Origin of the sequence: Allokutzneria sp. A3M-2-11 16, from assembly GCF_024213555.1 — a bacterium.
Classification (GTDB): domain Bacteria; phylum Actinomycetota; class Actinomycetes; order Mycobacteriales; family Pseudonocardiaceae; genus Allokutzneria.
Genome location: NZ_JANAVO010000022.1, coordinates 21,767 through 41,843, shown reverse-complemented (window position 1 = coordinate 41,843; position 20,077 = coordinate 21,767). Strand labels below are relative to the sequence as shown.

Here is a 20,077-nt window from a genome sequence, read left to right as displayed (position 1 = left end):
CCCCAGAGTAGGGCAGCGATGCCGATGACGGTCATGTCGCCTCCTCGGATGGGTCGAAAGTGACGCGACGGGCCACGACGTCGGCCGCCAGGTCCGCGAGCGGTCGCCGGGTCGCGAACGCGTGGGCGCGCAGGCGGGACAGTGCCTCGTCGATCCCCGTGTCCAGCTGCGCGGCGATCATCCCGGTCGCCTGGTGCAGCTGCGGGTCGTGCAGCGGGAGGCAGTCGGCGCCGTCCTCCACCGCTCCCGCGTGCCCGTCCAGCAGGAACCGCAGAGCGAGCTCGGTGAAGGTCAGCGCGTCCGCCAGCTGTCCTCCGCTCAGCGCGCCCGCCACCGCCCGGTGCAGCACGAGCGTGCCGCCCCGGATCGAGCCGACCCGCAGCGGCAACGCGAACAGCGCGCTCACCCCCGCCTCCGTCGCGAGCGGCGCGAACAGCGGCCAGCGACGCTGGCAGGAAAGGGAGCCCAGGTCCGAGACGAGCACCGGCCCGCCCGTCCGCGTCGCGTCCAGGCACGGGCCCTCGCCAACGGTGACCTGGAGTTCCACCAACCGCCGTGCCATGTCGCCCGTCGAATACCGGGTCTCCGCCCACCCCCGGGACGTCTCCACCGTCACCGCGGCGCCGCCCATTCCCAACCGCAGGGACGCGGTCTCGCACAGTGCCGCCAGCGACACGGCCGAATCGGCTCCGCCGGACTGCGCCTCGATCCAAGCCCGCACCCGGGCATAGCGGTCAGCGCCGTCGGGCGAGAGCGTCATGGCAGTCGCCCATCCCTCCGGCACGGCACCGCGGCGTTGTCGGTCTTCGTCCGGTCATTCCGGAGCGGAGGGCGGAGCTGTTTCCCGCGCCGGGATCCGGCCGAGTTCGGAGTACACGTCGATCACGGAGAGCATGCCGGTGATCCGCAGTGGGTTCACCACCGTCTCGGAGCTGGCGATCACGGAGAACCGGATTCCCGCCGCACCCGCGTGGCGCAGGGTGATCGCCAGGACGGTGATGCCGGCAGCACCGAAGAAGACCAACCCGGTGAGGTCGGCGACCAGGTTCGGACCGTGGGGACGGATCTCCTCGTGGAGGCACGTCCGCAGCAGTGGAGCGCTGGACATGTCGACCTCGCCCACCGCGGCGACCACGACCGTCCTCGGCGGCATCGCGCGGCTGGTCACGCGGAGATGCGTGACGGCGTGGGCGGGTCGGGGGGATCGCTTGGACGGAAACTGTGAAGACCGGATCGTGGTGTTCACGGAGACTCTCCTCGCCAAGCCGTGACGTCCGCTGGGACCAGGCGGGCGGAAGAAGTGGAACACTCACCGTAGTCGCCTTTGAGCACCGGGCACAAGGACGTCACCGCACGAGCTCAAGTCCCTTCGCGATGCCGGTGGAGGTGATCGCGCCGTAGCCGAAGACCAGGCCGGGGGCTGCCGACTCGCTCCTGGAGCACTCGGCCAGCGTCATGATCGCCACCCCGGCGGCACGCATCCGGGTGACCGCCGGGGCGGGGTCGTCCTTGGCGAGCGCGGTCACGTGCAGCCCGGCCGCGCAGGGGACGAGGGTGAGCCAGCTCGGGAGGTTGGTGGTGAGGAGTTCGTGCCGCGCTTGGTACTCCCGCCTCATCCGGCGGATGTGCCGGGCCAGCAGGCCCTCGTCGATGAAGCGGGCCAGCGCGGCCTGCGTGCCCATCGGACTGGCCCAGTCGCTGACGTACTTGGCCGCCCGCAACGCCTGCCGCAGCGGCGCGGGCGCGACCAGGAAACCGATGCGCAGCGACGGCAGCATGGTCTTGGAGAACGAGCCCACGTAGACCACGTGCCCGGAGCTGTCCAGGTTCTGCAAGGGCTCGATCGGCCTGCCACCAAAGCGAAATTCGGTGTCGTAGTCGTCCTCGATCACCAGCGCTTCGTGCCGCCGCGCCCAGTCGAGCAGTGCCGTGCGCCGCCGCAACGACATCGGCACGCCGAGCGGGAACTGGTGCGACGGCGTCACGTAGACGATGCGAGCGTTGGGCGGCAAGGCATCCACGCACAGTCCCTCGTCGTCGACGGGAACGCGCACGACGTCCGCGCCCAGCGACCGGAACAGCAGATGGGCGGGAGGGTAGCCGGGATCTTCGACGGCGACGCGGTCCCCGGGTTCGAGCATCACCCGGCAGATCAGGTCCAGCGCCTGCTGGATGCCGCTGGTGATCACGATGTCGCCGGGGCCGGTCCGGACCGCGCGGGAGACTCCGATGTGCCGGGCGATCGCCGCCCGCAATCCCTTGTGCCCCACGGGATTTCCGTAGCCGTGCTGTTCGCTCCCGAGCATCCGCCGCCAGGTCGCGTGCGGGAACAGCCCGGTGTCCGGCACGCCCACGCGGAAGTCGTAGGTGACCGGAGCCGTGTCCTGGGAAGGCCACGGGGCGATGGAGTCCCAGACCGGTCGTGGCCGCAGCGCTGAACCTTGGGTGACCGCGTGCGCGGGTGTCCCGGCTTCGCTGACGAACGTGCCGGAGCCGACGCGGCCGGTCAGGTAGCCCTCGCCCATCAGACGGTCGTAGGCGACACTCACCGTGTTGCGCGCGACGTCGAGGCGGCGGGCCAGTTCGCGCGTCGGCGGCAGCGCGTCGTCCGGCCGCAACCGGCCGTCGCGGATCGCTGCGCGGAGCTGCCGGTAGATCTGGCCGGACAGGTCACGGCGCCCGTCGAGGCTGATGTGCACGTCCATATTGGCCCAATGTACTTCGTGAATATTGGATCTCGTACTGAGCCGATTCTGTTCCTAGGCTCCTCGGCATGGACATCCGGGAACTCGACCGCCGCGCCCTCGCGCTGACCGGGGAGATCATCAAGCACGTTCGGTCCGACCAGTTGGCGCTGCCCACGCCGTGCCCGGACTGGACGCTGTACGGCCTGCTCCGCCACCTCGTCTGCCAGAACGAGGGGTTCTCGGCCGCCGCGCGCGGGCAGGGCGGGCCGCTGATGACCTGGCGCCGTGGCGACCTCGGTGACGACCCGTACGGCGCCTACACGGCATCGGCGGAGGCGGTCACCGCGGCGTTCGCCGAGGACGGCGTGCTCGAACGGCCGTTCACCCTGCCCGAGGTGCGCGAGGACATGACCTTCCCGGGGCGCGTCGCGATGTCCTTCCACTTCGTCGACTTCGTCGCCCATGCGTGGGACGTCGCTACAACCATTGGTGTGGCTTGGGAACCCGACGACGAGATGGTCGCGGCCGGGCTGCGCGTCGCCGCGAAGGTCCCGGCCGACGACCGCGGTCCCGGAACGGGATTCGGCCAGGTGATCGGCATTCCCGAGGGCGCTTCGCCGTCGCACCGCCTGCTGGCCCTGCTCGGCAGGCGGCCCGCGTGAGGACGAGCTGGACTCCCGGGCCCGCTGACGAAGCGGGTCGGCTCGGTGGCGGTGTGGTCCGACGAGCGGGCCGTGCAGGGGTTCATCCGGCTGCCCGCGCACGTCGCGATCATGCGGAAGCACCGCCGCCGGGGCGTCACGCGGGTGACGAGGTGGTGGACGACCGTTCACGATCAGGCTGACATTTGGCCGGAAGCCCGACGGTGGCTGACCGCCGCGGTCCGCTCGCCCTAGTCTTGATCAATGGCCACGTGGGTTGACCTGGTGCGGTATGTGAAGGCTGCGTATCGAGTGATCAGCGAGGAGGACGGGGAGATCCGGATCCTCTACCGCTTCGAGTCGCAGTTCGAGGAGCTGGGCGAGGAGCGCGAGCAGGTCGTCGTCATCCACCGCGAGATCCTCGACGGCAAGCACGAGTGGGTGCAGATCGTCTCGCCCTGCGGCCTGGTCTCGGAGATCGACCTCCAGCGCTTCCTCGAAGAGGTCGGGCACACCACCGTCGCGGGCGGCGCGGCGATCATCGGTGATCACGTCGTCGTGCGGCACTCGCTCCCGCTGGTCAACCTGGACCCCAACGAGTTCGACGATCCGCTCGAACTGGTCGTCGGCACGGCCGACCAGCTGGAGGAGAAGTTCGTCGGCGGCGACGAGTACTGAACCGGGTCACAGGTCCACCAGTTCCACTGGTCACCGCCGCGCGTCAGGCGGGGATGACCAGGAAGCGTTGGTTGCCACCGCCGTGCCAGTCGAACTGGACCAGCTTCGCGCCGATGTCCGTCGAGACCCCGAGCACGTCGAGGCACCGGCCGCTGTGCAGGCTCACGATCCGGTAGGTGCCGTCGCCGAGGTCGACGAACTCGAACCTCTGGTTGGCGCCGCCGTGCCAGTCGCACTGGATGATCGGAGTCCCGTTGTCCTTGCGCGCGTGGAGCACGTCGAGCACCAGGCCGCTGTGCTTGGCCACGATCCGATAGGCCGCACCGGCTCGCACCGGTGGGTTCGGCCGTGCGACCAGGTTCGCCCGCGCTGCCACCAGTGAGAAGACTCCGACGATCAAGCTCAGCGCGCCCACCGGCAGCGCCAGCACGTTGGCGATCCCCGCGCCGTCGTCGTCGGCGGTCTTGCTCAGCAACCACGCGGTCAGCCATCCCACGCCGGTGCCGAGCAGGACCGCCCCGACGACCACGAGCCCCTTGCGCGACATACACCACATGATCACCGAAGGATCGGCCCGCCGTCACGGCTTGGAAAATCGGACCACGGTCCGTATTGTTCGCTGTAGCGGACTGGAGTCCGGTTAAGTGGAGGTAGTGCCATGACAGCGCTGATCTCGCGCGAGGAACTGAGGGCCGCCATCGAGGACGGCACCGTCACGGTCGTCGACACGCTCGGCGGCGAGTACTACGCCAAGCAGCACCTGCCCGGCGCCGTGCCGCTGGTGCTGTCGGAGGTCGAGGACGGCGCGGCCGCGCTGCTGCCCGACCGCGACGCCCCGATCGTCACCTACTGCACGGGACCGACCTGCCCGAACAGCGGACAGGTGGCGGAGCGGCTGACCGCGTTGGGCTACACCGACGTCCGGAAGTACCGCGAGGGCATCCAGGACTGGGTGGCCGCGGGTCTGCCGACCGAGACGGGCGTCAGGTCTTCCCGCTGAGGACGAGCCGGACGAGCTGTTCCAGACCGTGGCGGGCGCGCTCGGCGGACAACGACCGGGTGGCCTGCCACAGGTCCGCGGCCAGGGGCGCCAGCAACGCGTGGGCCATGTGCTCGGCGTCGAGCTCGGGGCGCGCCTCGGCCAGCAGCAGCCGGACGTGCTGGTGCCAGAACGCGTAGGCGCCGATGCGGTAGCGGGCGCCAGGGCTCGCGGTCTCCGACAGGTGCACCAGGTCCAGGTTGTCGTCCAGGAACCCGGCGTAGGCGGAGACGAACGCGACCAGGCGATCTCCGGGAAGCGCTCCGGGCCCCAACGGCGGGGGACCCGACAGGATCGCCTCCTGGAGGTCGCGTTCGCGCGCGTCGAGCAGGGCGGCGGCGAGCCCGGCCTTGTCGCCGAAGCGCCGGAACAGGGTTCCCTTGCCCACCTTGGCCTCGGTGGCGATCTGGTCCATCGACACCCCGGCGACGCCGTGCTCGGCGAACAGCCGCGCCGTCGCGTCGAGGATCTTCAGCCGGTTGCGCGCCGCGTCGGCCCGTTCCCTCGGCGGTTCGCCGAAGCGCGGCAGGGTCCCTTCGTCCACAGCGTCAGGACTGTAGTCAGGGGAGCAGGCGGGCCGCGAGCGGCAACAGCCCGTTCGTGGCGAGCAGAGCCGACGGGTCGGGCGCGTCGGCGGCGCGGCGGTACTGCCCCGGCGGCAGGTGGTACGCCCGGCGGAAGCGGTGGGAGAAGTGGCCGGGATCGGCGAAACCACAGGATCTGGCGACCGCCGCGAGCGGAAGATCGCTCTCCGTCAGCAGCGTCGCCGCCCGCGCGAGCCGGAGCAGCTCGATCGCCGTGATGGGCCCGACGCCGAAGTGGTCGCGGAAGACCCTGGACAGGTGACCGGTGGACACCGCGGCGGCCGACGCCAGTTCGCGCAGGCTCAGCGCACGCGCGATCCCGGACGGCGTCCAGGCCCGGTAGACGTGCTCGATGACCGCGTCCACGGCCGCGGGCGAGTTCGGATCGTGCACACCCGCGCGATGGGTGAACAGCACGAGCGCGCACCGGACGAGCTCCGCCGCGACGATCTTGTCGCTGTCCTGTCGCAGCAGGTAGCGCAGGACGGAGCGCAGCGGATCGTCCCCGTCCGTCGACCGGAGCACGGGCCAGCCGGATTCGGGGCTGGGGCGCCATGATCCGGTGAAGTCGAAGTACGCGTAGCCGTGCGTGGTCGGCTCGTGCCGGTCCCACAGCCAGAAGTCCGGCGTGCCCGGACGGACGAGCAGCAGCTGACCGGGCCGCAGTTCCGTTGTCCCGCTCGGGGACCGCCACCGCGCGCTGCCGCGCAGAATCCACACGAACTGGAACTCGGTGAGCCTTCGCGGGCCCACCGTCGCCCCGGGCAGGTAGACGGCCGAGCCGACCTTGCCCACCGCGATTCCTGTCACGATCAGACAATCCCACGTGCGGCTCGCCCATGGAACCGTTCGCGTCGCCGGGCGAGAGTCATCGCATGACGAATGTGGACCTGGATCAGTACGCCGAACAAGGATATGTCGTTCTGCGCAACGCTTTCAGCGCGGAGGACGTGCAGGGCCTGCTCGCCGAGACCGCCACGATCTGCCGGGGTGAGCGGGGCGCGGTCGGTGGTCTTGAACCGGCCAGCCCTGATCTGTCCGACGAGGAGGCGATGCGCCGCTACGTCGCGATCAACTTCCCGCACAAGATCTCAAAGGTCCTGCGCGACGCGATGCGGCAACCGAGCGTCGTCTCCGCGCTGACCCGGGTGATCGGGCCGAACGTGAAGGCGATGCAGTCGATGCTGTACATGAAGTCGGAGGGCAAGGCGGGCCAGGCGTGGCACCAGGACGAGCACTTCATCCCGACCCGCGACCGCTCGCTGACCGGCGTGTGGATCGCGCTCGACGACGCCGCCGTGGACAACGGGTGCCTGTGGGTGCTGCCCGGCTCGCACCGAGCGGGCGTGCTCTACCCGGACCGGGAACACGACGACCCGCGGTTCGACTGCGCGATCGAGGCGTACGACTTCCCCTACTCCCAGAATGACGCGGTCCCCGTGGAGCTCGACGCCGGATCAGTGGTGGTGTTCAACGGATATCTGCTGCACCTGTCACTGCCGAACACCCGCCCGGGTGGCTTCCGGCGGGCGCTGGTCAACCACTACATGAGCGCGGAGTCCCTGCTGCCCTGGCGCGGTCCGCTCCCGGAAGGCGTCCACATCGGGAAGTACGACCACCGCGACATCATGCTCGTCGCGGGCCACGATCCCTACGCCTACAAGGGAACGCCGGACATCGTGCACCCCTATCTGCGCAAGGACCGCGACGGCGGATGCGACCGGTGACTCAACCCTTGGTGATCTGCTCGCGCAGGATGTCCGCGTGGCCGCAGTGCTGCGCCAGCTCCCGGAGCACGTGCAGGTAGACCCAGCTGAGCGGGAGCGGTCCGCGCCGGTTGCCCAGCAGCATGTAGTCGAGCTGGAGATTCGCGGTCGCGCGGCGGGATTCCTCGCACGCTTCGCGGTGGGCTTCGCGGATGGTCTCGATCGTGTCCTCGTCGGTCAGGATGAACGACTCGTCCGGAGTGGCCGGGAGGCCGAGTTCCGTGCGGGGGCGGCACGTGATCCCCTCGTTGAACCAGACCTTCTCGACGAACGTGGCGTGCTTGACGAGGCCGAGCAACGTCGTGCGCGAGGCGACGAGTGAGCGCCGCGCCTGTTCTTCGGTCAGCCCGTCCAGGCAGGCGTTGAGCAGTGCGCGGTGCTCGTCGATGAACGCTTCGATCTCGGTCTTCACCCGCCGAGTATTTCACTCGGATTTCAGCGGGGGTGGCTACGGTCGCGCAGCGCCCTAGGAGGTTCACGTTGAGCAGTCGGAGAAACCTGTTGAAGGCCGCGGGTGGCCTCGCCGCGGCGATGGCCCTCGGCGGAGCCGGCACGGCCGCCGCCGCGCCCGGCCTGCGCGTCACCCAGCGCGATGAGCGCGACCCGCGGATGTGGTACTACCGCTTCGCCACCGACGCGATCGGCTGGGAGCCCGCGGTCAACGTGCTGCTGCCCGACGGCTACCACAACAGCGGCCGCCGGTACCCCGTGCTCTACCTGTTCCACGGCGGCGGCCACGACCAGGACTTCATCACCTTCGACCGGCTCGGCGTCCGCAGGTGGACCGCGGGCAAGCCGATCATCGTGGTGATGCCGGACGGCGGGCACGCCGGGTGGTACTCCAACCCGGTCAGCTCCAACACCGGGCCGCGCAACTGGGAGACATTCCACATTGGACAGTTGTTGCCGTGGATCGACTCGACCTTCCGCACCTTCGCCGAGTACAACGGCCGCGCGGTCGCCGGGTTCTCCATGGGCGGGTTCGGCGCGCTGAAGTACGCCGCCAAGTACTTCGGGCACTTTGCGTCGGTCAGCTCCCACTCCGGCCCGGCCAGCATGCGCCGCGACGGCGGGCTCGTCACCCACTGGGCGAACCTGTCCTCGGCCGCGGTCGACCTCGGCGGCGGCACGGTCTACGGCGCCCCGCTGTGGGACGAGGCCAGGGTCAACGCCGACAACCCGTGCCAGCGCGTGGAGAGCTACCGCAACAAGCGGGTTTTCCTGGTGGCGGGGACCAGTCCCGACCCGGTCAACTGGTTCGACACCGTCAACGAGACCCAGGTGCTCGCCGGGCAGCGGGAGTTCCGTTCCCTGTTGCACAACGCGGGCATCCAGCACGAGTGGTACGAGGAGCCCGGCGGCCACTTCGTCCGCGAGCACCTGATGATCCGCGACCTCGACGGGATCATCGCGCGGCTGCGCAAGTCCTGAAAGCCGGTCGAGGTCATCGCGGCGGGCTAGCCCGGGCCGGTCCGGCGGGTGCTGCCGGACCGGCCCCTGGCTCAGCGCTTGAGGGTGAAGGTGAAGTCGCCGGAGAGCTTGCCGCTCAGCCGGACCGCCGACACGAGTTTCCCTTCTGTGATCAGCCTTTCCACCTCCGCCCGTGAAAGACCGCACCCTTCGGCGATCAGTCGCACCGGCCGGACCGGAATCCGCGCCGCGAAGCGGACTTCGACGTCGACCACCTCGCCGTCCAGGTGATCCGCTCCGCCGGTGTCCAGCCGCCAGGCGTTGTCCCAGTCGAGGGCGATGCGGTTGCGGCGCTGCAACACCGGGTCCTGGAGCAGCTCCGTCACCAGCCCAGGATCGTTGTCGTGCAACCGATCCAGCAGTTCGGGTCGTACGGAGCGCACGTTCACCCGCTCCAGGACCGTGAGCTTCGCCGTTTCCCCGCAAGCGATGCAGAGCACGAGCAGCCAGGCGTCGAGGAGCTTGTGGTGCGCGTTGACGCGAAATTTCCCGGATGCCCGGAAGCGCTCGGACCCGCACGTGTGGCACCGGCGGAGAACGAGCGGAAGACAGGTGGGTACGACCACCCAGATTTTGAGCACAGAAGTACACCGATTTCTGTGAGAAGTCCGCAGCAAGAAGAAGCGCGGCCCACACGGGCGACGCGCGACGAATCAGCGCTCGGGAGGTCTCACTAGGCGTACAACGGCACGTCCCTGACTAGACGACTGGGCTCGGCGGCACGGTAACGGCGCACAGTGGTGCCGTACCACTGGTTTTCGCGCGCCTCACCGCCAGGCGTGTCAGAAGGGTGCGGGTTCGGCGATGGGCTTCATTTCCGTCTCGTAGGTCTTGCCTCGTGGTGTGGTCCACATGTGTCGTCCGTCGTCCAGGTTTTCGCACTGCCAGTTGGATTCGTGCTTCATCCTGTGGTGGTGGCGGCACTTCGGTCGAAGGTTCTGCATCGTGGTGTTGGTCCCGTCAAAGGGACAACAGTGGTCGATGTCGCAGCGGTGCGACGGCTGGTTGCATCCGACTGCGGTGCAGGTGGGGTAGCGGGCCTGGAGTAGTTCACGCATCTGTGCGGTGGGCTTGTAGGTGGTTTTGCCGATCTGTTCGGCGATGCCGGTCATCGGGTCGGTCTTGATCCATTTCCAGATGCCGTTGGCGGCGGTGGTGCGTGCGAGTTCGGCGGGGATGGGTCCGTATCCGGCGAGTTCGACGGGGTCGTTGGTCAAGCCCAAGGCTGTGGTGAGGGGCATGGTCAAGTGCACGCGGACCTCGCCTTGGGGTGCGGCGGTTTCTTTGCCTAGAAACAGGTCCGTCGCTACGTCGGCGCGTTTCTGGTCGAGGGTGCGGTCGTCTTTGGGCAGTGCCCGGGCGATCCTGTCGATGCGGTCGAAGGCCAACGCTGCGTCGACGGCGGACAGCACCAGACGCAGACTGCACATACCGTCATCGAGGACGAACTTCTCCACCAACCGCCGTTTGCGTTTCTCCTGGTGGCGGCGCAGGGCTGCCTCGGTGTCGAGTTTGGCGATGTAGCGCTTGGCATAGCGTTGGGTGGCGGGGTGGTTGTTGACGGCGGCGTGGGCGATCAGGGCGGGTTCGGCGGTGGTGGCGTCGACTGCGGTGAGGACGCTGAGTTGGTCGACGATCATCAACGCCTTGCCCTCGTCGAGACGTCCATCGGCCAACGCTTCCAGCACGGCCGGTCGGGCGACGAGGTCCAAGGCCCGGTCCAGCAGACGGTTGCCTTTGACTTGGGTGACGCGCAGCAGCGGCATGAGGATGTCGGCCGCGTACTGCTGATCACGCGGACTGAGTTGGTGGAAGAAGGCGGCCACGAGTTCGTCGAACTTCGCGATGGCGGCGCCGATTCCGATGTAGGAGGCGAGGATGTGGTCTTCGATGTCGACAGGGGGCATGTCTCTATTTTAGCTGGTCAGGATAGGTGATCATGGCTCTAAGGGGTGAACTTCCCAAGCCCCACAACGGTTTCACCACCCAGGAGCCAAGAAAAGCAAGTCCCAGCAACAGAAATCCGCCAACGAAACCGGTCGGCTTTACCTGGGGTGCGCGTGCCATACGCTTGTCGCGAGGGCCGGGGTTTCATCCCCGTGCCCCTGAGAGGCCCAAGGGCACGCGCAAGGGGCCCCAGGTCAAGCCGACCCCCGCTGGTACCGGCGCGAGCTGGAAGCCCAGCCCCGCTGGAAGCCCAGCCACACAAGCCGGAAGCCCAGCCCACTCATGCCGAAAACCCAGCTGACCCCTCAAAAACCACCGACTCCACCCCAGGCATCAAAAGCCCTTCCGCCGCAACAGAATCCCAGTCCAACCCCCGATAAGGCCGAACGGAAAGCACCCCCTCCGACAACGACCACTCAGCCGCGCTGAAGCCATCCACCAACACCACCTGCGGTGCGAAGTTCCGACGCGGGCGCTCCTGCCGGTAGAAGTCCTCCGTCAACACCCGGCTCCGATCAGCGTGCGACAGCAGCACATTGTCGAAGTCGTACAGGAACCGCACCGGCGCAGGGGTTTCCGGGTCAGGGCGGCAAGAAGAGGGTAGATCGAACAGCTCGCGGCCGGAAGAGTCGCGGAACACCATCAGCTGGGGCCGAAGCTCATCCATGACGGAGCTGAGCCGGGTCAGGCCGCACCACTTCTGCACGTCGAGGACCGATGCCGGGCCGAACGCGCCGAGGTACCGCAACACCAAGGAAGGCAAGGACAACGTCCCCGAAGCAGTCAGGACGCGGTGCGCGATCGGACCGCTGCGGCCCCACAGACCACGCGGGGGGACCTGAATCAGGGGGAGCAGGTTGCGGATGGCGTAGGCGAGGGAAGCGGGCGGGCACGATGGGAAGTGGGGCGACAAGGCCGAACCGAGCTGCTTCGCGGTCATGGCCGAAGACGCGAGCAGGGACTCCCCAACGGCGGCCAACGAGGAGAAGTCCAAGCCCGCCAACGGTTTGCTGTGCAGGGTGTTCGTGGCGAGGTCGCGATCGAGCACGGGCTGCACCAGAGGGCGCAACGCGGCGGCGTCGATCGGTGTGACGAGGTGGATCGTGCCGCGCATCAGCACGATGCGCACCAGGGAACCGGATTCCAGCAACGCGGAAGCGTCCGAGGGCTGGAAACCGGCCAGGCGCGACCAGAGCCCGAGGTACCACGTGTGCGGGGTCTGGGCCTGCATGCCGACGAGGTGCTCGACCGCCGCGGTGACGGAGATCTGCGTGCGCCGCAACAACATCTGCCGCTCCAGGGTGGCGCGGTTGAGCGCGCGGCGGCCGAGCACCGGGGTCATGCGAGCTTCCCGAAGAACGCGCGGATGTCCTCGACGAGCAGGTCCGGCGCGTCCTGGGTGGCCCAGTGCCCGCCGCGGTCGTACTCGTTCCAGGACACGATGTTGCTGTGGTCGCGCTCCGCGAACCGGCGCAGTGGCGTGAAGTCGTGGGCGAAGCTCGCCAAGCCGGTGGGCGCGGTGGTCGGCGCCGTGGGGTGCGAGGCGTGGTGGTCCTCGTAGTAGAACCGCGCCGACGACGCCGAGGTGTTGGTCAGCCAGTACAGGGTCGCGTTGGTGAGCACGTGGTCGTCGCTGGTCGACGCGAGCAACTGCGCGCTCCACGCCAGCTGGCCGGTGGGGGAGTCGGCCAGAGCGTGCGCGAGGTTCTGCGGAGCGGTCTGCTGGAGCTTGGCGTAGCCGGACATGTTGTCGTTGAACTGCGAGAGGAACTGCACGTACGCCAACTCCTTCTCCGACAAGCCTTCCAGGTCGCCTGAGGGGAACGAGAACAGCTGCGTGACGTGCACGCCGATCACGTTGGAAGAGGCAATCCGGCCCAGCTCGGGCGTCACGAAGGAACCGGCGTCGTTGCCGTGCGCGCCGTACCGCGTGTAGTCGAGGCGCTGCATCAACGAAGCCCAGGCACGAGCGGTGCGATGGCGGTTCCACCCGCGCGAGCGCGTCGGCCCGGAGAAACCGAAACCGGGCAGCGACGGGATCACCAGGTGGAAGTCCTCGCGAAGCGGCTCGATCACGTCGAGGTACTCGAACACGGAGTTCGGCCAGCCGTGGGTGAGGATCAGCGGCGTGGCGTCCGGCCGCGCCGAGCGCACGTGCAGGAAGTGGATGTTCTGCCCGTCGATCTCGGTGGTGAACTGCGGGTGCGCGTTCAACGCACCCTCCCACTGCCGCCAGTCGTAGCCGTCGCGCCAGTAGCGGACGAGGCGCTGCACGTACTCGCCGGGCACGCCGTACTCCCAGCCGGGCGCGACGGGACCGCGCTGGACGCCGTCGGTGACCTCCTCGCGGGGCAGTTCCTCCGCCCACCGGACGCGGGCGAGCCGGTCGGCCAGGTCGTCGAGGGCGGTCTGGGGGATCTCGGAGCGGAAGGGCTTGATCTCGGTCATCTTGGTCTCGGTCATGAGGAGGACACTAAGCACCCATTAGGAACATCCGGTTCCTAATGGGCTGCCAGACTGGAAAAATGTTGGAGACCTCGGCACGACTGCTGCGCCTGCTCTCCCTGTTGCAGGCGCCCCGCGAGTGGACCGGGACGGAGCTGGCCGACCGCTTGGAGGTCAGCACCAGGACCGTGCGCAACGACGTCGAACGCCTGCGCGCGCTGGGCTACCCGGTCAACGCCACGCGCGGCTCGGCGGGCGGGTACCGGCTCGGCGCGGGTGCGCAGCTGCCGCCGTTGCTGCTCGACGACGAGGAAGCGGTCGCGGTGACCATCGGCCTGCGCACCGCCGCGGGCGGGACGATCGCAGGCGTGGAGGAGACCGCGCTGCGTGCCCTCGCCAAGGTCGAGCAGGTGCTTCCCACGAGGCTGAGGCGCCGCGTGAGCGCGTTGCAGGACTACACCGTGGCCGTGCCGAGGGACGAGCCCGGACCGCGCGTGGACTCCGAGATCCTGGTGACCCTGACCGCCGCGTGCCGGGACGGCGAACGACTTCGCTTCCGCTATCAAGGCCACGGCGGAGAACCGAGCGCACGCCTCGTCGAGCCGTATCAGCTGGTGAACTGGGGGCGCCGGTGGTACCTCGTCGCGTGGGATGCCAAGCGCGAGGACTGGCGGACCTTCCGGGTGGACCGGCTGACCGAGCCCTTCGCGACCGGTGCCCGCTTCGCGCGGCGTGAGCTGCCGGAGGACGTGGTGGACCGCGTGCGCCGCGGCGTGTCCGGCGCGGCTTGGCAGCACACCGCGAAGGTCACCGTGCACGCCGCCGCCGAGGTCGTCGCGGCGAAGATCAACCCGGCGGTCGGCACCGTGCGCGCGGTCGACGCGGACACCTGCGAGCTGCACACCGGCTCGGACAGCCTGCACAGCCTCGCCGTGCACCTCGGCCTGCTGGACCTGAACTTCACCGTCACCGAGCCGCCGGAGCTGGTCGAGCTGGTGCGGCGGTTGTCCGACCGCTACCGGCGGGCCGTCCACCCGTGAGCCCTGGTCGATTCCCCAGTCCTTCGATTCGTAGTCGCTGATGCCGCGTACGGTGCGAGAACGGATTGTGGTAGACCATGCGGGAAACGACGGCCGTGCGGGATCATCCGGGTCTTTTTTGTAGGTGGCCCACAACGCAGCGGCTCCGGCATGCGCCATGCGGGACATAGGTGTACCCGGCGGTAATCAAGCAGGGTGTACCTCAGGTGCAGGCGGCGCTCCGGAACCCGGACGTCGCCTTCTGCTTGCTGGTACTTGGGAGGCTCAGCCGGTGTTCAGACGTGTCGCCATCGTCAATCGTGGAGAGGCCGCGATGCGGCTCATCCACGCGGTCCGGGATCTTTCGGCCGAAACCGGAACGCGAATCGAGACGGTAGCGCTTTACACCGACGCAGACCGGAACTCGACGTTCGTCCGCGAGGCCGACCTCACCTACTCGCTCGGCCCCGCGTCGGCCCGCCCGTACCTCGACCTCGCGGTCCTGGAGCGCGCGCTGGTGGAGACCGGGGCCGATGCCGCGTGGGTCGGCTGGGGCTTCGTCGCCGAGGACCCCGCGTTCGCGGAGCTGTGCGACCGGATCGGCGTCACCTTCGTCGGGCCGAGCGCGGACGCGATGCGCAAGCTCGGCGACAAGATCGGCGCGAAGCTGATCGCCGAGGAGGTCGGCGTCCCGGTCGCGCCGTGGAGCCGCGGCGAGGTCGCGACCCTGGAGGACGCGCTGCGCGCGGGCGCCGAGATCGGCTACCCGCTGATGCTCAAGGCCACCGCGGGCGGCGGCGGGCGCGGTATCCGCAAGGTCACCTCCGGTGAGGACCTGGCGGAGGCGTACGAGCGCACGAGCCAGGAAGCCTTGCGCGCCTTCGGTTCCGGCATCGTCTTCCTGGAGCGCCTTGTCACCGGCGCCCGGCACGTCGAGGTCCAGGTGATCGCCGACGGCCAGGGCACCGCGTGGGCGCTTGGCGTGCGCGACTGCTCGGTGCAGCGGCGCAACCAGAAGATCATCGAGGAGTCGGCCTCCCCGGTGCTGGGCCCGGAGCAGACCGCCGAGCTGAAGTCCTCCGCCGAGCGGCTGGCCGTCAAGGTCGGCTACCGCGGCGCGTGCACCGTGGAGTTCCTGTACCACCCGGGCGAGAAGATGTTCGCGTTCCTGGAGGTCAACACCCGTCTCCAGGTCGAGCACCCGATCACCGAGATCACCACCGGCACGGACCTGGTCAAGCTCCAGCTGCACGTGGCGGGCGGTGGCAGGCTCGAAGGCGAGCAGCCCCGGGAGCTCGGCCACGCCGTCGAGGCCCGGCTCAACGCCGAGGACCCCGACCGCGACTTCGCCCCCTCGCCCGGCCGCATCGCGCGGCTGGTCCTGCCCGCGGGCCCCGGCATCCGGGTGGACACCGGCGTCAGCGAGGGCGACACCATCCCCGCCGACTTCGACTCGATGATCGCCAAGATCATCGCCTACGGCCGCGACCGCGACGAGGCCCTTGGCAGGCTGCGCCGCGCCATGGCCGAGACGACCGTGATCATCGACGGCGGCGCGACCAACAAGAGCTTCGTGCTCGACCTGCTCGACCAGCCCGAGGTGATCGACGCCAGCGCCGACACCGGCTGGATCGACCGCGTGCGCGCCGAGGGCCGCCTGGTCACCCACCGGCACTCCGCGGTCGCCCTCGCCGCCGCCGCGATCGAGGCGTACCAGGACGAGGAGCAGGTCAGCCGCAACCGGCTGCTGTCCACCGCGCACGGCGGCCGTCCGCAGGTGCAGCACGAGAGCGGCCGTCCGCTGGACCTCAAGCTCCGCGGCGTCGGCTACCGGGTCAGCGTGGCCCGCGTCGGCCAGAACCGTTTCCGCGTCGGGATTTCCGGCGGCGGTGACGTGCACCCGGCCGACGTCGAGGTCAACCGCTTCGACGCGCATACCGGCCAGATCGTGGTCAACGGCCGCCGTTTCCGGCTGATCTCCGCCACGCACGGGCCGATCCACCTGGTCGAGGTCGACGGGGTGACGCACCGGATCAGCCGCGACGAGGGCGGTGTCGTCCGCTCGCCCGCGCCCGCGCTGGTCGTGGCCACGCCGCTGGCGGTCGGCGACGAGGTGGACGCGGACGCGCCGATCCTCGTGCTGGAGAGCATGAAGATGGAGACGGTGCTGCGCGCGCCGTTCCGCGCCCGGGTCCGCGAGTGCCCGGTTTCGGTGGGCAGCCAGGTCGAGACCGGCGCGCCGCTGATGCGCCTGGAGCCGCTGGCCGATGGAGACGCGGAGGAGGAGGCCGAGGGCACGGGCGAGACGGTCGAGATCGACCTGCCCGAGCAGGCGGACCTGCCCGCGGCCGAGCGCGTCGAGCGCGGCCTTCAGGACCTGCGCAGCCTGTTGCTGGGCTTCGACGTCGACCCGCAGGACCGCAAGCGCCTGCTCACCGGGTACGTCGCCGCGCGCGCCGAGCTGGACGCCCGTCCCACGCCGGGCGAGCTGGAGCTGTTCACGGTCTTCGCCGATCTGCTGGAGCTGAGCCGGAACAAGCCCAACAACGAGCTGGAGGTCGAGCCGGGCAGCCCCGTGCACAGCCCGCGCGAGTACCTGCACAGCTACCTGCAGAGCCTCGACGTCGAGCGCGCCGGGTTGCCGGAAGGCTTCCAGGACAAGCTGAAGCGCGTGCTGGCGCACTACGGCGTCGCCGAGCTGGACCGCACGCCCGAGCTGGAGTCCGCGGTTTTCCGGATTTTCCTTGCGCACCAACGGATGTCGACCGATGTCGCGGTCGTGTCGGAGCTGCTGCGGCAGTGGCTGGCGGGCTCGCCGCCGGTGGAGTCGATGCGCGAGCGCGTCGGCCTGACGCTGGAGCACCTGGTGCAGGCGACGCAGATCCGCTTCCCCGCGGTCTCCGACCTGGCGCGCGGTGTGGTGTTCCGCTGGTACGCCCAGCCGCTGCTGCGCCGCGCTCGCGCCAAGGTCTACGCCGCCGTGCGAAACGACCTGCGCTACCTCGACCGCAACCCGGACGCGCCGGACCGCGCCGACCGCATCCAGGCGATGGTGGCCAGCGCGGAACCGTTGGTGCGGCTCATCGGCCAGCGGATCGGCCGGGCGGGCTGCGACCACGCGCCGCTGCTTGAGGTCGTGACCCGCCGCTACTACGGCAACCGCGGCCTGTCCGAGGTGACCGCGCTCGACGCGTCCGGCTGCCGTTTCGTCACCGCCCAGCACACCACCTCCGACCGCGTGACTCGCGTGGTGACCACCGCTGTCGACATCGCGGCGCTGTCCGACGCCATCGGCGCGGTCGGCACCTTCGCGGCCGACGTGGCGGAGGACGGGCTGGTCGCCGACCTCTACCTGACGTGGGAGGACCAGCCGGACGCCGACGCGATGGCGGTGCGGCTCGGGGAAATGCTCGCCGGGCACGCGCTGCCGGTGGGCGTCCGCCGGATCACCGCGACCGTCGCGGGCACCAGCGGCGCGGTGATGCACCACCACTTCACCTTCCAGCGGGCCGGTGAGGAGGACCGCCTCATCCGCGGCCTGCACCCGCAGATCGCGCAGCGCCTCCAGCTGGAGCGGTTGCGCGAGTTCGACCTCACCCGCCTGCCGTCCTCCGACGAGGAGATCTACCTCTTCAAGGCGGTGGCGAAGAGCAACCCGGCCGACGAGCGGCTGTTCGCGCTCGGCCAGGTCCGCGACCTGACGCCGCTGCGCGAGACAGACGGCCGCCTGGTCGCGCTGCCCGCGGTGGAGGACGCGATCAACGCGGGCCTCGACGCGATCCGCAACATCCAGGCGCAGCGCCCGCAGAACAAGCGCTTCGACACCAACCGGATCATGATGTACGTCTGGCCGGCCACCGAGCTGACCACCGACGAGCTGGACACGCTGGTGCGGCGCATCCTGCCGACGACCTCCGGCGCCGGACTGGAGGAGCTCCAGTTCATCGCGCGCAGGCGCACCTCCACCGGCGAGCTGACCGAGGTCGCCGCGCGGGTCACCCTCGACCCGGGCAACGGCGCCACCCTGCACGTGGGGGAGCCGGTGACGGAGCCGGTGCGGCCGCTGGACGACTACCGGCAGAAGGTGCTGCGCGCGGCGCGGCGCGGCAACGTCTACCCGTACGAGCTGACCGACATGCTCGGCAGCTTCGTCGAGCACGACCTCAACGAGGACAGCGTTCTCGTGCCGGTGGACCGCCCGAAGGGCAAGAACACCGCGGCGATCGTGGCGGGTGTCGTCACGACGGTGACCGAGCGGCATCCCGAGGGCGTGACCCGGGTGATCCTGCTCGGCGACCCGACCAAGGCGCTCGGCGCGCTGTCGGAGCCGGAGTGCGCGCGGATCATCGCCGCGCTCGACCTGGCCGAGAAGATGCAGGTGCCGCTGGAGTGGTTCGCGCTCTCGGCGGGCGCGCGGATCTCGATGAGCTCGGGCACCGAGAACATGGACTGGGTCGCGGCCGCGCTCAAGCGGATCGTCACGTTCACCCAGGATGGCGGCGAGATCAACATCGTGGTCGCGGGGATCACCGTGGGCGCCCAGCCGTACTGGAACGCCGAAGCCACGATGCTCATGCACACCAAGGGAATCCTGGTGATGACGCCGGACTCCGCCATGGTGCTCACCGGCAAGCAGTCGCTGGACTTCTCCGGTGGCGTCTCGGCCGAGGACAACTTCGGCATCGGCGGCTACGACCGGGTGATGGGCCCCAACGGCCAGGCGCAGTACTGGGCGCCGAACCTGGCGGGCGCCCGCGACGTGCTGATGTCGCACTACGACCACACCTACGTCGTCCCCGGGGAGACGGCGCCGCGCAAGGCCGAGACGAACGACCCGGTCACCCGCGACGTCTCCGACTTCCCGCACGCGATCGTCGGTAGCGACTTCGCCACCGTGGGCCAGATCTTCTCGGCCGAGCACAACCCCGACCGCAAGAAGCCGTTCGACATCCGCACGGTGATGCGCGCGCTGTCCGACCAGGACCACCCGGTGCTGGAGCGCTGGGCGGGCATGGCCGACGCGGACACCTCCGCGGTGCAGGACGTGCACATCGGCGGCTGGCCGGTCTGCCTGATCGGCATCGAGTCGAAGTCCGTGCCGCGCCGTGGTTTCCCTCCCACGGACGGCCCGGACACCTACACCGCGGGCACGCTGTTCCCGCAGTCGTCGAAGAAGACCGCGCGGGCGATCAACTCCGCGTCCGGCAACCGGCCGCTGGTGGTGCTGGCGAACCTGTCCGGGTTCGACGGCTCACCGGAGTCGATGCGCAAGCTCCAGCTGGAGTACGGCGCGGAGATCGGCCGCGCGATCGTCAACTTCGACGGGCCGATCGTGTTCTGCGTGATCTCCCGCTACCACGGCGGCGCGTTCGTGGTGTTCTCCAAGGCGCTCAACCCGAACATGACGGTGCTGGCGCTGGAGGGCTCGTTCGCCTCGGTGCTCGGCGGCGCCCCGGCCGCGGCCGTGGTGTTCTCCGGCGAGGTGAACAACCGCACCGCCACCGACCCGCGGGTGACCGAACTGCAGGCCCGCGTGTCGGCGGCCAGCGGTGCCGAGCGGGCCGCGCTCACCGCGCAGCTCGCCGAGGTCCAGTCCTCGGTCCGGGCCGAGAAGCTCGGTGAGGTGGCGTCGGAGTTCGACCGCGTGCACAGCATCCAGCGCGCGGTCGAGGTCGGCTCCGTCGACGCCATCATCAGCGCCGCCGAGCTGCGGCCGCGGATCATCGAGGCGATCGAGCACGGCATGAAGATCTGACGCCTGCTTTCCCACGGAACCGGCTGTGCTCCCAAGGGCAGCCGGT

19 protein-coding genes are annotated in these 20,077 nt (G+C 69.6%); 8 read left to right on the top strand and 11 right to left on the bottom strand.

The window, feature by feature from the left end; genetic code table 11:
• Positions 1-31: 31 nt before the first annotated feature.
• The 3 genes from NLX83_RS38295 to pdxR all read right to left on the bottom strand — a co-directional run bounded on the left by NLX83_RS38295 (position 32) and on the right by pdxR (position 2,705).
• Positions 32-760 (bottom strand): ANTAR domain-containing protein, encoded by a 729-nt coding sequence (locus NLX83_RS38295; protein WP_254240186.1) that lies wholly within the window; start codon positions 758-760, stop codon positions 32-34.
• Positions 761-814: 54 nt separating this feature from the next.
• Complete coding sequence (locus NLX83_RS38290) at positions 815-1,168, bottom strand: STAS domain-containing protein (RefSeq protein WP_254240185.1); 354 nt, start codon at positions 1,166-1,168, stop codon at positions 815-817.
• 178 nt (positions 1,169-1,346) lie between these two features.
• On the bottom strand, positions 1,347-2,705 hold the full coding sequence (pdxR, locus tag NLX83_RS38285) for a MocR-like pyridoxine biosynthesis transcription factor PdxR (protein ID WP_254240184.1): 1,359 nt from the start codon (positions 2,703-2,705) through the stop codon (positions 1,347-1,349).
• Between the two features lie 68 nt (positions 2,706-2,773).
• Here pdxR and NLX83_RS38280 point away from each other — a divergent pair, with 68 nt between their 5' ends.
• The 3 genes from NLX83_RS38280 to NLX83_RS38270 are packed head-to-tail and all read left to right on the top strand — an operon-like array spanning position 2,774 to position 4,006.
• Positions 2,774-3,349 (top strand): TIGR03086 family metal-binding protein, encoded by a 576-nt coding sequence (locus tag NLX83_RS38280; RefSeq protein ID WP_254240183.1) that lies wholly within the window; start codon positions 2,774-2,776, stop codon positions 3,347-3,349.
• Between the two features lie 45 nt (positions 3,350-3,394).
• A complete protein-coding gene (locus tag NLX83_RS38275; RefSeq protein WP_254240182.1) occupies positions 3,395-3,583 on the top strand; it encodes a hypothetical protein in 189 nt (62 codons plus the stop codon).
• A 9-nt stretch (positions 3,584-3,592) separates the two neighbouring features.
• Positions 3,593-4,006 (top strand): YbjN domain-containing protein, encoded by a 414-nt coding sequence (locus NLX83_RS38270; protein ID WP_254240181.1) that lies wholly within the window; start codon positions 3,593-3,595, stop codon positions 4,004-4,006.
• Positions 4,007-4,049: 43 nt separating this feature from the next.
• Here the strand turns inward: NLX83_RS38270 and NLX83_RS38265 are convergent, their stop codons facing one another.
• Positions 4,050-4,553, bottom strand: a complete 504-nt coding sequence (locus NLX83_RS38265; protein WP_254240180.1) for an RICIN domain-containing protein — start codon at positions 4,551-4,553, stop codon at positions 4,050-4,052.
• A 111-nt stretch (positions 4,554-4,664) separates the two neighbouring features.
• On the opposite strand from NLX83_RS38265, the gene NLX83_RS38260 reads away from it, so the two are divergent.
• Positions 4,665-5,006, top strand: coding sequence for a rhodanese-like domain-containing protein (locus tag NLX83_RS38260; protein WP_254240179.1), 342 nt, complete (start codon positions 4,665-4,667; stop codon positions 5,004-5,006).
• Here NLX83_RS38260 and NLX83_RS38255 read toward each other — a convergent pair.
• A complete protein-coding gene (locus NLX83_RS38255; RefSeq protein ID WP_254240178.1) occupies positions 4,990-5,589 on the bottom strand; it encodes a TetR/AcrR family transcriptional regulator in 600 nt (199 codons plus the stop codon). The two genes, NLX83_RS38260 and NLX83_RS38255, sit on opposite strands and share 17 nt — an antisense overlap.
• Positions 5,590-5,605: 16 nt before the next feature.
• Entirely contained in the window at positions 5,606-6,439 is an 834-nt protein-coding gene (locus NLX83_RS38250; protein WP_254240177.1) for an AraC family transcriptional regulator, read from the bottom strand.
• Positions 6,440-6,504: 65 nt separating this feature from the next.
• Between NLX83_RS38250 and NLX83_RS38245 the strand changes: the two genes are divergently transcribed.
• Positions 6,505-7,356 carry a phytanoyl-CoA dioxygenase family protein gene (locus NLX83_RS38245; protein WP_254240176.1) on the top strand — a complete coding sequence of 284 codons (852 nt, stop codon included), beginning with the start codon at positions 6,505-6,507 and terminating at the stop codon, positions 7,354-7,356.
• A 1-nt stretch (position 7,357) separates the two neighbouring features.
• Here the strand turns inward: NLX83_RS38245 and NLX83_RS38240 are convergent, their stop codons facing one another.
• Positions 7,358-7,807 (bottom strand): DinB family protein, encoded by a 450-nt coding sequence (locus tag NLX83_RS38240; RefSeq protein WP_254240175.1) that lies wholly within the window; start codon positions 7,805-7,807, stop codon positions 7,358-7,360.
• A gap of 68 nt (positions 7,808-7,875) precedes the next feature.
• On the opposite strand from NLX83_RS38240, the gene NLX83_RS38235 reads away from it, so the two are divergent.
• Positions 7,876-8,826: an alpha/beta hydrolase gene (locus NLX83_RS38235; RefSeq protein WP_305884229.1), complete on the top strand. Its 951-nt coding sequence runs from the start codon at positions 7,876-7,878 to the stop codon at positions 8,824-8,826.
• A 71-nt stretch (positions 8,827-8,897) separates the two neighbouring features.
• Here NLX83_RS38235 and NLX83_RS38230 read toward each other — a convergent pair whose 3' ends face one another.
• From NLX83_RS38230 to NLX83_RS38215, 4 genes are all read right to left on the bottom strand, one after another.
• Entirely contained in the window at positions 8,898-9,446 is a 549-nt protein-coding gene (locus NLX83_RS38230) for a DUF1062 domain-containing protein (RefSeq protein WP_254240174.1), read from the bottom strand.
• Positions 9,447-9,647: 201 nt separating this feature from the next.
• Positions 9,648-10,772 (bottom strand): HNH endonuclease signature motif containing protein, encoded by a 1,125-nt coding sequence (locus NLX83_RS38225; RefSeq protein WP_254240173.1) that lies wholly within the window; start codon positions 10,770-10,772, stop codon positions 9,648-9,650.
• A 320-nt stretch (positions 10,773-11,092) separates the two neighbouring features.
• Positions 11,093-12,154, bottom strand: coding sequence for a winged helix DNA-binding domain-containing protein (locus tag NLX83_RS38220; RefSeq protein ID WP_254240172.1), 1,062 nt, complete (start codon positions 12,152-12,154; stop codon positions 11,093-11,095).
• Positions 12,151-13,275 carry an epoxide hydrolase family protein gene (locus tag NLX83_RS38215; protein ID WP_254240171.1) on the bottom strand — a complete coding sequence of 375 codons (1,125 nt, stop codon included), beginning with the start codon at positions 13,273-13,275 and terminating at the stop codon, positions 12,151-12,153. The genes NLX83_RS38220 and NLX83_RS38215 overlap by 4 nt, the downstream gene beginning before the upstream one ends.
• A gap of 62 nt (positions 13,276-13,337) precedes the next feature.
• Here NLX83_RS38215 and NLX83_RS38210 point away from each other — a divergent pair, with 62 nt between their 5' ends.
• The gene (locus NLX83_RS38210) at positions 13,338-14,297 is read left to right on the top strand and encodes a helix-turn-helix transcriptional regulator (protein ID WP_254240170.1); all 960 of its coding nucleotides are present in this window, start codon (positions 13,338-13,340) and stop codon (positions 14,295-14,297) included.
• 271 nt (positions 14,298-14,568) lie between these two features.
• Positions 14,569-20,031, top strand: a complete 5,463-nt coding sequence (locus tag NLX83_RS38205; RefSeq protein ID WP_254240169.1) for an ATP-binding protein — start codon at positions 14,569-14,571, stop codon at positions 20,029-20,031.
• Positions 20,032-20,077 lie beyond the last annotated feature (46 nt).